Raw genomic sequence first — 14,215 nt, 5'->3', positions numbered from 1 at the left:
TAGTTGTAATAGCGCACTATCGAAATTTCTGATGCGAAGGAAAGACTGAACCGTGAGCAGAAACTAGACGGCAACGCGTCGGCTGATTTCGACAACCCTGTCACTGGGAAGGTGATAGTGATTGATCACATGCGTGCAGTTGCGCTTCATGAAAGCAAAAATATGCCGTTGCCATGCTGCCATACCCGCTGTTCCATCACCGGCTACGATAGTTTCATGTCCAACATACCAGGTGGCATCATCATTCGCGAACAGCACGTTGATTTCACTGACGCCCTGCAACAAACGCGGGATATCCGGGTGCTCCATAAAACCGTATTGCGCCACACCGTGCCAGTAACCTGGCGCACGTTGCTCCACCCTGATGCGTTGTTCTTCCCCCACATAGGGCACATTCAGGATGTCAATGGTCAGAGATAACACATCTCGCTGTAGCACCTTGTTGCGCGCGACATGCCAGCGCATAACCGGGGGGATATTGTTCTGTGTACGGGTCAAAAAAACGGCGGAACCGGCCACTCTGGGTACCGTCTTTTGCTGAAGCTGGGTAAAGAACGCGTCCACACTGATGCCCTTCTCGCCCACCGATGCGGATACCGCCTTAACACCACGGTGCCAGATCAGCATCACCGTGCAAATAGCTGCGGCCATCAGCAGCGGAATATAGCCACCTTCAAGGACTTTAATCAGGTTGGCAAACAAAAAGGTGGCATCAATCACCAGGAAACAGAGGGCAATAACCGCGCTGCTGGCCCGGCTCCAGTGCCACACTTCCCGCATTGCCACAAACAGCAACCCCGTCGTCATCAGCATGGTTAATGACACGGCAATACCGTATGCAGCAGCAAGCTTGTCGGAAGATTTGAAGAACACCACCAGCCCAATCGTCACCACCATAAGCAGCCAATTGATTGTGCCTATATAGATTTGACCGTAGCTTTCTGCCGCCGTCTGTTTAATCCGTAAACGGGGTAACCAGCCGAGCTGAATAGCCTGCCGCGTCATGGAAAACGCGCCCGTAATTATCGCCTGGCTGGCGATTATCGTCGCCAGTGCGGCAAGAATAATGAGCGGAAACTGCATCGCAGGCGGACACAGCATAAAGAAAAGGTTTTGTTTACTGTCGGCACCCGCCAGGATCAGCGCGGATTGCCCCGCATAATTGAGCAGCAATGCTGGAAATACGACACCGTACCAGGCAAGCCAGATGGGCTTTTTCCCGAAATGCCCCATATCGGCATACAGCGCTTCAGCACCGGTCACGCAGAGAAAAACGCCTCCCAGGACCAGAAAACTGGTGTACCCGTTCGAAAACAAAAATGCGATGCCATACGCAGGATTCAGCGCCAGCAATACCGATGGATGCTGAATGATCCCCCATACGCCCAGGGCCGCAATCGCAAAAAACCACAGTGCCATGACCGGACCAAATATCTTTCCTATTCGGGCGGTTCCAAAAGGTTGGATAAGAAAAAGTGCCAGTAAAACCATGACCGTTAGCGGCAATATGTACGGCTGCGATTCAGGAAAAACAATCTCCAGCCCTTCCAGAGCGGAAAGTACGGAGATTGCCGGAGTTATCGCACCATCACCGTAAATCAACGCAGCGCCGATAAGTGCGGAAAAAATGACCCAGCGCCCACCTTTCCCTTTTTCCACCAGAAGCGACATCAATGCCATGATGCCGCCCTCGCCATGATTATCAATTCGCATGGCGAATGCAGCATATTTTATGGATGTCACCAGGATGAGTGTCCAGGTAATCAGCGAGAGCAGTCCCAGAACCACTGCGGGCGTAGGATCATGCTCAGAGAGCGACAACACGGTCCTGAAGGTATAGAGCGGACTGGTGCCAATATCACCAAAAACGACACCCAGCGCGCCGCCGGCAAGCAGGGTTAACCGGGAGAACGGTTGGCGCGATTCACTGCGGTGGAGCAAGCTCATATTTTCCAGCAAGAGTCAGATAATCCTTTAAAAAACATAGTGCATCTGCCCTGCTGACGCCAACCGTAAGCCAGGTTTTCCGGTTCTATTTACCGCGGGTTGACCTTAGCCAGGCTAAACCAGACGCCAACGGCCAGCAACAGCAGCATTCCCCCTGCACTCCCCAGCGCCACGCTGTGCGAAGTGATAAACGCGCTTTTCGCTGCTTCAATCAGTGATTCCGCCATGGTTGGTGTCAGATCCTGCGCAACCTTCATCGCTTCACCAATGGATGATGACGCTTTGTCGACAAGAGCAGCATTCAGCCCCTGTGGCAATTCAATTGACGCCGTGAAGCTGCGGGTCAACAGCAGACCAAAAATGGCGATCCCCAGACCGGCACCCAGTTCATACGACATGGTTTCAATCGCCCCTGCGGCAGCGGCTTTCTCTTTTGGCGCAGCAGCCATAATCGCTGAAGTTGAAGCCAACAGCGCGCTGGCGGCACTGAAGCCCAGCAGCACCATCAGGCCCCACGCCTGCCACTGCTGGGTGCTGAAGTCGAGCAGCGATAACCCTATAAAACTGACGGCACTCAACCCCATTCCGCCGGCCGCGACGATGCGTAGCCCCAGATGCCCAACCAACACGCCGGCGATCGGCCCACTGAACCCGCTGGCAACCATCAGAGGCAGCATAAACATCCCCGCTTCAAACGGCGTAAGGCCGTGAACAAACTGCAACTCCTGGGCCATCAGCAGCTCAAACCCGACCAGCGCAATCATCGCGGTCATCGCCATCACAACACCGCTCAAAATGATGCGGTGGCAGAACAGACGCATGTCGATCATCGGCACGCGCGCGCGCAGCTGAATACGCACGAAGATAAACAGCAGCACCGAGCCGGTAACCAGCGCGGACACGACGACGCCTGGTGCCAGGACGCCTTTTAGGGCGGTCTTCGCACTGTAGACCAGCAGTAAAATCGCCACGATCAGCATGATGGCATGGCTAATATTAAGCGGTTGTTCCGGGCGACCTTGCTGACGCGGCACAAAACGTGCGGCCAGCGATACCACGAGCAGCACAATGGGGACGTTGATTAAAAACACCGATCCCCAGTAAAAATGTTCGAGCAGCATACCGCCAATCAACGGACCAAATGCTGCGCCACCGGATCCCACCGCAGCCCAGACGCCAAGAGCGATATTGCGATCCCGCGCGTCGGTAAACAGCGTGCGGATACCCGCGAGCGTAGCCGGAATAATCATCGCCGCACCAATCGCCAGCGAGGCGCGCGCCGCAATCAGCCATCCTGCAGACGGGGCAAACGCTGCCGCCAGCGATGACAAGCCAAACAACGTACTGCCGATCATTAACAGTCGTTTGAAACCAATGCGATCACCCAGTGCCCCCATCGGCAACACCATCCCCGCCATCACCAGCGAGTAAATATCAATGATCCACAGTAATTCGTTACCGCTGGCCCCCAGCGTCATACTCAATGTCGGCACCGCCACGTGCAGCACCGTTGCGTCGATCGCGACCGGGATATACACCAGCACGATAATCACTAACGCTAACCACTGACGAAACATAAATTTCCTTTTAATTAAATCATGGACACATGTCCAGAATGCGATCCTACGTAAAGTTGAACGTGTGTCCAGCTTTTTGTTACACTCGTTTCATTCCTATTGAGAGTGAGTAGAAATGCGTTATCTGAGCAAGGATGAACGGCGGGAAGACATCTTACAGGCCGCCATGCGCGTGGCGCTGTCCGAAGGACTGGCAGCAATGACGGTACGCCGCGTTGCGGCTGAAGCAGGGGTCGCGACCGGACAGGTTCACCATCATTTTACCTCCGGCGGGGAGCTAAAATCGCTGGCCTTTGTTCGCTTGATCCGTGAACTGCTGGATGCAGATGTCGTCGGCAAGCAGGCTGGTTGGCGGGAGCAGCTTCATGCCATGCTCGGGAGCGATGATGGCAGGTTTGAACCTTACATTCGTCTTTGGCGTGAAGCGCAGATCCTGGCCAACCGCGATGCTGACATTAAGGGTGCCTATATTATGACCATGGAGATGTGGCACCAGGAAACGGTGGCGCTTATCAGAGCAGGCACTGAGGCTGGGGCATTTAGCCCTGATGACCGGGCAGAAAACATTGCCTGGCGTTTGATTGGGCTGGTGTGCGGTCTGGACGGGATGTATATCTTAAACATGCCCGAAATGGACGAAGCTGCTTTTAACAACCATCTTGATAAATTAATTACGCTCGAATTATTTAATACCCTATCGCAGAAATAATGTCGCCGGGTGGCGGCTTCGCCTCACCCGGCTTGTGTTTCACCGTCCCCAGGATCGTCAGGACTGCAGCATGCCATGCTGCATCAGGAAACCCCACCAGGGAATGCCGAGGAACATGTGAACTAAAAACGTGCACAACGCCACGAGCGTGCCGATGGTCCACCATGACTTGATGTCGTTATACCCTGCGGCGAAGATAATCGGCCCCGCTGCGCCGCCATAGTGCGTGATGCAACCCCCATAGGAGTTGGAAAACAGAATGGCGAGTGCCAGCAAAACAGGCGCCGTTCCGGTGACCAACCCCACAGTGGCAAAGACCGGCACCATCGCCGCGACGTACGCCCCGCCTGAGGCAAAGAAATAGCGAACCAGCACGCTGAGAAACACGATAATAACGACTGTCATATTACCCGCGCTGAGAAAATCGAGATGTGCTGACATGAAATCAGCCAGCCAGCGGAAAAATCCCTCCTTGCTAAGGGTAGCGCTCAGACCAATAATGCCTCCATACCATATCAGGGTATTCCAGCCGCCTTTGTTTTTCTGCACATCCCCCCATCCGATAATATTAAACAACAGTGCTGCTCCCATCGCGATAATGGCAACGGCGGACTCATTCAGCCCAAGATCACGTGAAAAAATCCAGCCTAATAATGCGGCGATAAAAATAACCACTAACCCCTTTTCTTTGAGGCTCATTGCCCCCAGACTTTGCAACCCGTTGGTCGCGATAGCGACATTATCAATGTGTTTAATTTCCGGAGAGGCAACCCGGTAACAAATATAGGGAATGATACACAGCATCAATAACCCCAGCGGAGCACCTGCCAGCATCCAGTCTATCCAACTAATATGGATATGGAAGATATCGGAAATTAACTGTAGCGCTAACGCATTCCCGGCAAAGCCTGTTAAAAACATATAGCTGGTCGTTTTAGTGACCATATAGACATTGACCATTAAATAACGGCCAGCTTTGCAAGGTGTCTCTTTTGGCGTTGAACCTAATACCGTCGCGATGCTGTTAATAATAGGAAAAACCACTCCACCTGCCCGCGCGGTATTTGAGGGCGTTGCGGGTGCCAGCACCAAATCCAGTAAAGCAGTCACATACCCCAGTCTCAGCGTCGTACTGCCAAACCTGAGGATAAACCAGTAGGCAAGCCGTTTTCCCAGACCGGTCGTGACAAATGCCGCGCTAAGCGTAAAAGCACTAAATACCAGCCAGGTCGTGCCTGAGGCGTATCCACTCAGCACATCCATTGATTTCACGGGTGAATCGGGAAATTTTGTTACAGTAAAACAGGTTAATGCTACCGCAACCAACATAATAACAGGTTCAGGATAAGGTTTAATCACCAACCCAAAGATAGCAGACAGATATATTCCAGCCAGTATCCATGCCTCTTTGGTTAATCCATCAGGCGGAGGAATAAATATTGCCAGAAATATTATTATGGCAAGTAAAATTGTTTTTAAAACATTTGATTTAAGCATATCTCACCCATGAGAAAAGGGTCCCTGAATAGCAGAGGCAGCTCCTTAGAAAAGCCTCTGCCGACGAAATGCATTCACAAAACAAATAAAATGCTACAGGTTAACCACCTGAATATTATCATCCTCTTCGGTTTTATATTCGGTCAGAGTATCAAAGCTGAGATAGCGGTAGATATTTTCATTCGCGTCATGGAGTTTAGCCGTATAGCTAAAATATTCTTCCACGGTTGGCATTCTACCCAGTATGGCAGCAACGGTGCTTAATTCAGCCGAGGCAAGGAACACTTTCGCATTTGTCCCCAGACGATGCGGGAAATTTCGGGTGGACGTCGATACTACGCTGCTCCCTTCACGCACCCTCGCCTGATTCCCCATGCAAAGGGAACAGCCCGCAGGCTCGATTCTCGCCCCCGATTTAATGAACTGACTAAAATAGCCTTCACGGGAGAGTTGCTGGGCATCCATTTTAGTCGGCGGTGCGAGCCACAAACGCGCCTGATTTTCGCTGGCACCGGCCATAATTTTACCCGCTGCGCGAAAATGACCAATGTTTGTCATGCAGGAACCAATAAAGACCTCTTCGATTGGAGTGTCCGCAACCTCAGAAAGTAAACGGGCATCGTCCGGATCGTCTGGCGCGCATACTACCGGTTCGGTGATTTCATTAAGGTCAATCTCAATCACTGCGGCATATTCTGCGTCAGGATCGGCAGACAGCAATGAAGGGTTAGCCAGCCATGCCTCGATTTCAGCGATACGACGTTCAAGCGTGGCAGCGTTCTCATAGCCCTGCTTAACCATCCAGCGCAACAGTGCCGCATTGGAACGCAGATACTGTATAACGCTCTCTTCCGACAGACGCATGACACAAGCGGCAGCGGAGCGTTCCGCGGATGCATCAGCCAGTTCAAACGCCTGCTCTGCACTTAACCTGTTCAGGCCTTCAATTTCCAGGATTCGGCCAGAGAAAATATTGCGCTTATTCTTTTTCTCAACCGTCAACAGTCCCTGCTTTCTGGCGTAAAGCGGAATGGCATGCACCAGATCGCGAAGGGTGATCCCTTTTTGCATCTCGCCCTTAAAACGCACCAGCACCGATTCAGGCATATCCAGCGGCATAATGCCGGTTGCGGCGGCAAAAGCCACCAGCCCGGAGCCGCCCGGGAAGGAGATCCCCAGCGGGAAACGAGTATGAGAATCGGCACCTGTTCCCACCGTGTCAGGTAGCAGCATGCGATTAAGCCAGGAATGGATAATGCCGTCGCCCGGTTTGAGCGCAACCCCTTTACGGCTGGTGATAAACTGCGGCAGGGTTTCATGCAGTTGGACATCCACGGGTTTCGGGTACGCAGAGGTGTGGCAGAAAGACTGCATCACCAGATCGGCTGAAAAGGTGAGGCAGGCAAGATCGGTCAGCTCATCACGCGTCATCCCGCCGGTGGTGTCCTGAGAGCCTACGGTAGTGATCTTCGGCTCGCAATACTGCCCCGGACGGATCCCCGCCACACCGCAGGCTTTACCTACCATTTTTTGCGCCAGCGTAAAACCTGTTGCGGATGGTGCGGGTGACGCGGGCTTGCGAAATACCTCTGAAGGCTCAAGCTTCAGCGATTCCCGCGCTTTCGCCGTCAGGCTGCGCCCGATAATCAACGGGATCCGCCCGCCGGCGCGCACTTCGTCCAGCAGCACCTCAGTTTTAAGGGTAAAGGTCGTTACCAGCCGCTGGCTTTCTGTCTCACGAATTTCCCCCTTGTAGGGGTAAAGATCGATCAGCATCCCTGTCGTCAGCGCGGAGACATCCATCTCTACCGGCAGCGCGCCGGAATCTTCCAGCGTATTGAAGAAAATGGGCGCAATTTTTCCGCCAAACACAAACCCGCCGTTGCGTTTATTCGGCACGTACGGAATATCGTTCCCGATGTGCCACAGGATGGAGTTGGTGGCGGATTTACGTGAGGATCCGGTCCCTACGACGTCACCGACATACACCAGCGGCCAGCCTGCCGATTTTAATTCTGACAACTGACGCAAAGGGCCACGCACGCCAGGCTCATCGGGTTCAACCCCTTCCCTGGCGTTACTGAGCATGGAGAGCGCGTGCAGCGGAATGTCGGGTCGTGACCACGCCTCGGGTGCCGGAGACAAATCGTCGGTATTGGTCTCGCCGGGGACCTTAAACACCTTCAGGGTGATTTTTTCAGGCATGGCCGGACGACGGGTAAACCATTCGGCATTCGCCCAGGACTGAAGCACCTCTTTTGCCCGGACGTTACCGTTCTTCGCTTTAGCTTCCACCTGGCTGAATTTTTCAAAGATCAGGATTGTAGAAGAAAGCTGCTCAGCGGCCAGCGGTGCAAGGCTCGGATGGTCGAGAAGCTCAATCAGCGGCTGGACGTTATAGCCCCCCTGCATCGACCCCAGCAGCATCGTGGCCTTTTCGGGAGAAAGCACATTAATCTGGTATTCCTGTAACGCTACCTTAAATAAAAACGCGGCTTTTAACTTTGCGGCAGGATCGACGCCCGGCGGTACGCTGTGGGTTAATAAGTCAATTAATAATGGATGAGATGCGGACGCATCGTTAATTAAACGATGAATAACTGCATCGGTTTGTTCCGCTGTTAACGGTTTCGCCGGAATACCCGTTTCAGCGCGCGCTTTCAGGTGCTGATTATAATCATCTAACATAGGTTCTCCTGTTAAAGCTAAAGTTGTTCACAAAATTCTGTTAATCGTTTGAGTCCGTATGGCCATTCGCCAAAACCAGACTCAGAATTAATATGTCCGGCCTCACCGATATCGATGAGATGACCGCGCCAGCACGTAGCCCAAAACTGAGCGCGAGAAAAAGGCATCAGAGGGTCGTTTCTGCTGGCAAACATCATGCAGGGAACCGGTAATGGGGTTGGCTGAATGGCCTCGTCAAGGCCGAACATTGCAGGTTCTGCCGGTGCAACCATCACAACTCCGGCGACATTTGCCTGCCGTGTTTGCAGCAGTCTGCACGACGCCAGCGCGCCAAAGCTGTGGCCGACGAGGATAGCGGGCAACTGGCATACTGCCAGCTCGCGGGTAATGGCGGAGACCCAGTTTTCAATATCGGGCTCTAGCCAGTTTTTCTGCTGGATCCGTTTCCAGAAAGGAAAGCGTCGCCCCCAGCAGCTTTGCCAGTGATGTTCATCGCTGTCTCTCAGACCCGGCACCAGAATAAGGGTATAAACGTTACTGAGCTGCTGCAGGCGTTGTTCAATCATGACGTTTTCCTGTTACGCGATTATTCGGCTGGAAATTGCGACAATAACCATCCAACGGAAATAAGATCGGCACTACCACCGGGGCTTAAATTGCGTTTGATAAATTCCGCGTCCATTCTGTATAACGCCTTGACTAATCTATTTGCCGTCAGGCGTTTTATTTTTAATAGCCGTCTGGAATAGCGCCTGGCGTAATTCAGCCCTTTTACTCCCCCACGGGAAACCAGATTGGTATCCGGGTTCACCGCCATCATTGCCAGAAACATTCTCAGTAACGCCAGGTCTTCGGATTCGCCCTGACGTAACGCAGTTTGCAGCTGCGGGAGACCTGCCTGGCGCACCGTGATGAAACCACGGGCAGCTTCTCCTCTCGCCCCTGTGAACCCATATTTCTGGAACTGCTGCTCGCCTTTCGTTTTGGCGATGCCGGTCGTTTTCAGTTCCTGTTCAACGATGCCTGTACAGATAAGGCGGGTCTCATGGCATAAACTGCGCTGCGTGAGCGCTTCATCTCTTTGCGTCAGACGTCCCGCCGCGGCACACAGCAGCCCCAAAGAAAAGATCCCCCCTTTATGGGTATTCACGCCACCGGTGGCGTTAAACATTGCCTGCTCACAGGCCAGACCGGTCGGCCTTATGGCCCGCAGCGTTTGTGGGCCAGCAAGACGGGCGGTCTCTCTGCCGACGTTAAAGAACGCTGAAAACCAGGGCGCAATCGCCGCGATACTGGTCATGAACAGCGCAAAATCCATGTCGCTATGCGCCCCGCTGTTTACGCGATCCACCAGACCCGGCTTAGGGGTTAAGCGAATTTCCCGATACATGGCCTCGGCAGCCAGCTCAGCGAAGGTGCGCTGAACGTCTGGCGCTTTACATCTGGCAAGCGAAGTAGTCATCGGTTAACTCCTCGATTACGCTCGCGAGTTCGGCCTGCGAATGACGCCGCGCACGCGAGCAAACGTGGGCCGGTTCATGGCAGATAAAGCATTTGCGCATCGGTTGCTGGATGGCGTTTCTTTTCAGCTGTCCCGTCGTAGGACAAAACACGTCGATATCCCATAAGCGTCCAAGAGGATGGTTATCTTCCAGGTGTGCCGTGACGTGTTTTATCATCCACGCGGGTGCCGATACCGACCAGAGCGCTTCTGGTCCCGTGACCGGTTGCAGGATCTGATGCCGACAAACCGTCCACTGATGAGCGAGAAATACGTCGGCAATCGCCTGATTCGCGACGGCCATCACCCGTCTGGCCAGTTCGGTATCTTTCACCTCCCCTGGCCAGACCAGCGTGACGGACACCACGGAATGTTCAGACTGAAACAGCCACGCCTGCTGCCGACGGGCTCGCTGCTCTCTGGAACTCAGCACCTGTTCCAGAGAGACTTTCGCGTTCGAGGCTTTATCCGTCATGGGGATTACTCCTTCACCTGGTGAACCACATCAATCACGCTGCCGTCGCGGTAGCGCACCACGCCGACTATCCGGTCAGTGAACTCGACAGGCTTAGGTTCACCCGAGATGAGCAGCGCCTTTTGGTACAACGCATCGATGTCGACAACGGCCAGCCCGGCGTTAAGCAGGCGTTCACGAATTTCCGGGCGCGCCGGGTTCACGGCAATACCGTGATCGGTAACCAAAACGTCAATACTTTCGCCCGGCGTCACCAGGGTGGTGACCTGTCTGACGACGGTTGGAATGCGGCTACGGATCAGTGGGGCAACCACGATGGTGAGATTTGCCGCCGCGGCGACGTCGCAGTGCCCGCCCGACGCGCCGCGCATCACGCCGTCGGAGCCGGTCAGGACATTAACGTTGAACTGGGTGTCCACTTCCAGCGCGCTGAGAATGACCACGTCTACCCTGTCGCAGCAGGCGGCTTTTGCAGCCGGATTCGCATAGACGTTAGTAGAGATTTCCACGTGGTCGGGGTTGACCGCCAGGGAAGCCGCTGCCGCGCCGTCAAAGCTTTGCGTATCGAGGATCTTTTCAATTAACCCTTTTTGATGCAGATCGACAATGCTGCCCGTGATCCCGCCGAGCGCGAACCGGGCGACGATATTGTGCTTACGCATCCGGGTTTCCATAAACCGCGTGCAGGCAGTTGACGCCGCCCCTGAGCCGGTCTGAATAGAAAAGCCGCTGCGGAAATAGCCGGAGTGTTCAATAACATCGGCAGCAGAGCGGGCAATCATCAGCTCGCGTGGATTACTGGTAACCCTGGCGGCACCTACGCTGATTTTTGCCGGGTCGCCGACGCTCTCAATCTGCACGACATAATCCACCTGATCCTGCACAATGCTTGCCGGCATGTTGGGGAACGGTTTCAGGGTTTCGGTAAGCAAGACCACCTTTTTGGCATATTGCGCATCGACCATCGCGTAGCCGAGGGAGCCGCACTGCGATGTACCACCGTTACCGCTGGCATTGCCGTATTCGTCGCTGCAGGAGACCGCCAGAAACGCAACATCAATGGTAATTTCGCCCTGCTGAATCAAATTCACCCGTCCACCGTGGGAGTGGATCTGCACCGGCTCGTCCATCAGCCCGTGCGAAATCGCGTCCGCCAGTTCGCCGCGCATCCCGGAGGTATAGATTTTGCCGATCACACCATTACGAATGTGTTCAATAAGCGGTGCATTGCATGTCATCAGGGAGCTGGAGGCAAGCGTGAGTCCTTTCAGACCGCGCTGAGCGAGCTTATCCATCACGTAATTGATGACTTTATCTCCTTCGCGGAAGGCGTGATGAAAAGACACGGTCATACCGTCATGCAGGTCGCAGCGGGCCAGCACATCGTCGACGCTTGCAAAAAGTTTGCGCTGATATTTTTGCTGGCTGTCAGCAAGATAAGGCGTCATCGCGTTAGCGCCGCTGAATGCGACGTACTCACGGCGAGAGCCAGGAATGTAATGCAGGGTTTCAGTTTGGTTTTTCATTATTCATCCTGTCGCTTGCGATATGGGGAATTACTGACGAATGCCAGAGGCATTTTTGCGTTCGATAACCACGCGGGCATGGTTGATAATCGGCGCGTCGATCATTTTGCCGTTTAGCGAAATCACCCCCAGTCCGTTACGTTCCCCCTCCTCTGCTGCAGCAATTACGCGCTCTGCGTAATCCACCTCTTCCTGCGTTGGCGCGTAGGCGTTATGAAGAATTTCAATTTGTCGTGGATTAATCAGCGATTTTCCGTTGAAGCCCATCCGGCGAATGAGATCCACTTCTTTCAGGAAACCGGCCTCATCATTCACATCCGCGTACACCACGTCGAAGGCGTCAATACCGGCCCCGCGCGCGGCATGCAATACGGCGCACCGGGCATAAAACAGCTCTGTTCCGTCGCCTCGCTCGGTTTGCATATCCATCACATAGTCAAAGGCGGCCAGCGCAATACCCATTAAGCGGTCGGAGGATTTCGCAATAGCGACAGCGTTAATCACGCCAACGGCAGATTCTATCGCCGCCATTAATTTCGTTGAGCCAACGGGACGCCCGCAGGTTTCTTCAATGCGGACGATTTCACGTTCCAGCTGATGAATATCTTCCGGGGTGTCGGTTTTGGGTAGACGAATGACATCGACCCCCGCCCTGACGGCGGCTTCCAGATCTTTTAATCCAAAAGGCGTATTCAAAGGGTTAATTCTGACAACGGTTTCAATATCGTTGTACATCGGATGTTGCAGGGCATGAAATACCAGAAGACGGGCGCTGTCCTTTTCTTTTAGCGCTACGGCATCTTCCAGATCAAACATGATGGAGTCAGGTTTATAGATAAATGCCGTCGAAAGCATGGCGGCACTTGAACCGGGAATAAATAACATACTGCGGCGTAACTTTTTCATTATAACTTTTCCCATGAAATCTCTTCCCGCGCTGTACCTCTGAGCAGTGCAGCCTGAACACGAGCGCGGATCACACAATCCAGCGCACCTTTATCATCAATAATGATCTGCCCCTGATTGATGCCGAACGCAGAAAGGGTTTCATTGACGACCTCTGTAATTCGGTCGCCGAACTGCTTATACACTTCGCTTTGGATGACCACATCCAGCCCGCTCTCGACGGGACTAACCTTCACCATCAGGTCGCTGGACTCCAGCGTTCCCGCCATCGCGGCTTGCACAATTTTCATATTAATTTTCCTGTGATAATGCGGTTAAACCGCTGCCGATAACGGTTTGGATAAACAAAGCTGATGCTGTACCCCGTTATTCAGATACGCACGCGTGGTGGCTGGCACCATGCGGCTGGCGGCAGAGATTTTGTTTTCATTTAATAAACAACGAACGGCTGAAGCTGATACCGGCACATTATTTCCATCCGTTTTTCTTTCTATTTCATGTACGCTGATACGAGCCGACACACTCGTTTCATCTTCCAGCCAACGGTGCATCGCCCGGTTATATTCAGCGGTTAACTGGCAGAATGGCTCGGTGCCAACAAAACGATGATTTATACTCAGCGCGGGGGCGATATAATTCCTGAACAGCATGAGGTCAATTGCGGCATAGACTTTATCAATAACCTTTTTATCCTTCAGAAAATAGCCCGGAAATGTCCCGCGTGAAATAATGTATGCCGACCCCGGATGAACGGTGACATTAGAAAGGTGTCGCGAACCGTCCTTAACCATCGCAAACCGTTCTTTAAACGAAAAAGCGGAGACATCTTCCTGAACGACGAAAACATGTAACCAATCACACTGGCTTGCCGCATGTTCAATCAGATATTGATGGCCCAGAGTGAACGGATTTGCATTCATCACAATAGCGCCAATATCTTTCCCCGGCATGAAATGATGGCTACGCAACTGGCTGCAATAACGATGAATACCGACCGGCGTATTCTCCATTAATGCCGCACAATTCTCGATCGTCACCAGCGGATAAAACCCGCATCCGCGAAATGACTTAACGTTATCAGGACAGGTAAAAAGAAAGAGATGATGTTCACCGTTCTGTGCTGCCAGAAGCTCGGCCTCATGAATTAACGTCAGGCTTAGCGACGTACCCCGCCACGCGGCGTCTACTGCAATGCATTTTAACGTGTTACCCGCAATGCCAGTGCAGGCGACAAGATGGCGTTGATAGCGCGCAACAATAAATTGCTCAATATCGTCATCAATGCCCAAACCGTTGTGGGCCAGGAAGCGGGTAATCTCCTCTCTGGCCTGAGCGTTACCCGTTTTAATGACCTCAAACTCTGGCGTTCTGGCGGTGTACATCTTCTCT

12 protein-coding genes are annotated in these 14,215 nt (G+C 53.2%); 1 reads left to right on the top strand and 11 read right to left on the bottom strand.

Translation table 11 applies throughout. The features are described from left to right. Positions 1–63: 63 nt before the first annotated feature. Both WB237_RS05080 and WB237_RS05075 read right to left on the bottom strand, forming a co-directional pair. Complete coding sequence (locus tag WB237_RS05080; RefSeq protein WP_336210976.1) at positions 64–1,947, bottom strand: potassium transporter Kup; 1,884 nt, start codon at positions 1,945–1,947, stop codon at positions 64–66. An 89-nt stretch (positions 1,948–2,036) separates the two neighbouring features. Next, a complete protein-coding gene (locus tag WB237_RS05075; protein ID WP_336210974.1) occupies positions 2,037–3,524 on the bottom strand; it encodes an MFS transporter in 1,488 nt (495 codons plus the stop codon). 115 nt (positions 3,525–3,639) lie between these two features. Here WB237_RS05075 and WB237_RS05070 point away from each other — a divergent pair, with 115 nt between their 5' ends. Beyond that, a complete protein-coding gene (locus WB237_RS05070) occupies positions 3,640–4,233 on the top strand; it encodes a TetR family transcriptional regulator (RefSeq protein WP_336210971.1) in 594 nt (197 codons plus the stop codon). A 57-nt stretch (positions 4,234–4,290) separates the two neighbouring features. Here WB237_RS05070 and WB237_RS05065 read toward each other — a convergent pair whose 3' ends face one another. The 9 genes from WB237_RS05065 to citC all read right to left on the bottom strand — a co-directional run bounded on the left by WB237_RS05065 (position 4,291) and on the right by citC (position 14,208). Continuing rightward, positions 4,291–5,730 (bottom strand): anion permease, encoded by a 1,440-nt coding sequence (locus WB237_RS05065; protein WP_336210968.1) that lies wholly within the window; start codon positions 5,728–5,730, stop codon positions 4,291–4,293. A 93-nt stretch (positions 5,731–5,823) separates the two neighbouring features. Next, positions 5,824–8,418, bottom strand: coding sequence for a bifunctional aconitate hydratase 2/2-methylisocitrate dehydratase (locus WB237_RS05060; protein ID WP_336210965.1), 2,595 nt, complete (start codon positions 8,416–8,418; stop codon positions 5,824–5,826). 17 nt (positions 8,419–8,435) lie between these two features. After that, entirely contained in the window at positions 8,436–8,984 is a 549-nt protein-coding gene (locus WB237_RS05055) for an RBBP9/YdeN family alpha/beta hydrolase (protein WP_108089835.1), read from the bottom strand. Positions 8,985–9,004: 20 nt separating this feature from the next. After that, a complete protein-coding gene (citG, locus tag WB237_RS05050; RefSeq protein WP_336210960.1) occupies positions 9,005–9,880 on the bottom strand; it encodes a triphosphoribosyl-dephospho-CoA synthase CitG in 876 nt (291 codons plus the stop codon). Beyond that, a complete protein-coding gene (gene citX, locus WB237_RS05045) occupies positions 9,855–10,394 on the bottom strand; it encodes a citrate lyase holo-[acyl-carrier protein] synthase (protein WP_128347645.1) in 540 nt (179 codons plus the stop codon). Before citX ends, citG begins: the two co-directional genes overlap by 26 nt. Before the next feature lie 5 nt (positions 10,395–10,399). Next, complete coding sequence (gene citF, locus WB237_RS05040; RefSeq protein WP_336210956.1) at positions 10,400–11,920, bottom strand: citrate lyase subunit alpha; 1,521 nt, start codon at positions 11,918–11,920, stop codon at positions 10,400–10,402. 30 nt (positions 11,921–11,950) lie between these two features. Beyond that, entirely contained in the window at positions 11,951–12,826 is an 876-nt protein-coding gene (gene citE, locus WB237_RS05035; protein WP_108089831.1) for a citrate (pro-3S)-lyase subunit beta, read from the bottom strand. Beyond that, on the bottom strand, positions 12,826–13,116 hold the full coding sequence (gene citD, locus WB237_RS05030) for a citrate lyase acyl carrier protein (protein WP_128347643.1): 291 nt from the start codon (positions 13,114–13,116) through the stop codon (positions 12,826–12,828). The genes citE and citD overlap by 1 nt, the downstream gene beginning before the upstream one ends. A 24-nt stretch (positions 13,117–13,140) precedes the next feature. Further along, positions 13,141–14,208 carry a [citrate (pro-3S)-lyase] ligase gene (citC, locus tag WB237_RS05025; protein ID WP_336210949.1) on the bottom strand — a complete coding sequence of 356 codons (1,068 nt, stop codon included), beginning with the start codon at positions 14,206–14,208 and terminating at the stop codon, positions 13,141–13,143. Positions 14,209–14,215: the final 7 nt, after the last annotated feature.

The organism is Enterobacter sp. P82, assembly GCF_037053385.1.
Taxonomy (GTDB): Bacteria; Pseudomonadota; Gammaproteobacteria; order Enterobacterales; family Enterobacteriaceae; genus Enterobacter.
Note: the sequence above shows the minus strand (reverse complement) of the source record. Positions and strands in the feature narration are given on the sequence as shown.